Raw genomic sequence first — 1,177 nt, 5'->3', positions numbered from 1 at the left:
CAACTGGATGTCCTCCGGAGAACATTCCTACAACGATTATCTGAAAAAGATCCAGTGTGTAGATGGCTATCTGGAATATGATACGGAAACCCATACATGGAACGAGGTGAAAAACGGATGATGAAATTCTTAGTGAAACAGCAAAAAATCGAAGCACTGGAGCGAGAGGTCATTGCCTCTGACCAGATTGCATTTGTTTCGGTGAAGTTCATGTTCGATGGGGCTTGGAAAACGCTGCACAAAGTGGTACAGTTCACGCAGTGCGAAGAAACATACAACGTAGTGCTTGGCACAGAGGGAACGACTTGTTTGCTGCCTGCTGAACTGCATCCCGGTGCGGTGAAGATGAGTTTGTTTGGCTACGATGCGGAAAGCGATACTACACTGCGTGCAACAACAGTACCCGTCACACTTCACATCCGACCGTCCGGTTTTGTCGCAGATGGGGATACGCCAATTCCGCCGACTCTGGATTTATATACGCAACTCTTGAAAAAACTGGATGAAAAGGCTGCTGGACTTCAAAATGGAAAAGATGGATTTTCTCCAAAAGTAAGGGCGGAGCAAATGAAGTCTGGTGTTGTAATTACCATTGTCGATGCCGATGGTGAAACTTCTGCAACGCTTCATAATGGTGCAAATGGAGAAAAAGGTACAGACGGTAAATCTGCATATCAAATTGCGGTAGAACAAGGTTATCAAGGCTCTGAATCAGACTGGCTCTCTTCCTTGAAAGGTGATAAAGGTGAAAAGGGCGACACCGGATTGCAGGGCGAGCGAGGCGAAAAGGGTGAAACTGGTCAGCAGGGAGAACAAGGTCCAATGGGCGAAAAAGGTGATCCCGGAGATAGAGGTCTGCAGGGTGTTCCCGGTGAAAAAGGTGAAAAGGGAGATGCTGGCGTAGCCGGTAAAGACGGCTTTTCCCCGATTGCGAATGTTGTGAAGGATGGCAGTGTTATCACAATCACCATTACAGATAAAAATGGTACAACTACAGTGACATTAACAGAGGGTGCAGCCGTAGACCTTACACCCTATGCTAAGGTTACTTATGTGGATGAAAAAGTGCAGGAATTGTCCGACAGTCTGACGTACACCCTGCAGGAGCATACACTTTCCATCACACACCTGGAAGATAAATCGCATACCCACGAAAATCAATCCGCATTGGATCAGA

1 protein-coding gene is annotated in these 1,177 nt (G+C 46.8%); it reads left to right on the top strand.

Annotated features, from left to right (window positions below; translation table 11 throughout):
* Window positions 1-96: 96 nt before the first annotated feature.
* Window positions 97-1,177, top strand: a 1,081-nt coding sequence (locus RUMCAL_RS16720; protein ID WP_084194450.1) for a collagen-like protein, incomplete at its 3' end; no start/stop codon positions are given.

It is taken from the genome of Ruminococcus callidus ATCC 27760, from assembly GCF_000468015.1.
Classification (GTDB): Bacteria; Bacillota; Clostridia; order Oscillospirales; family Ruminococcaceae; genus Ruminococcus_C; species Ruminococcus_C callidus.
The sequence above is the reverse complement of the archived record's forward strand: the minus strand, read 5'-3'. Positions and strand labels throughout refer to the sequence as shown.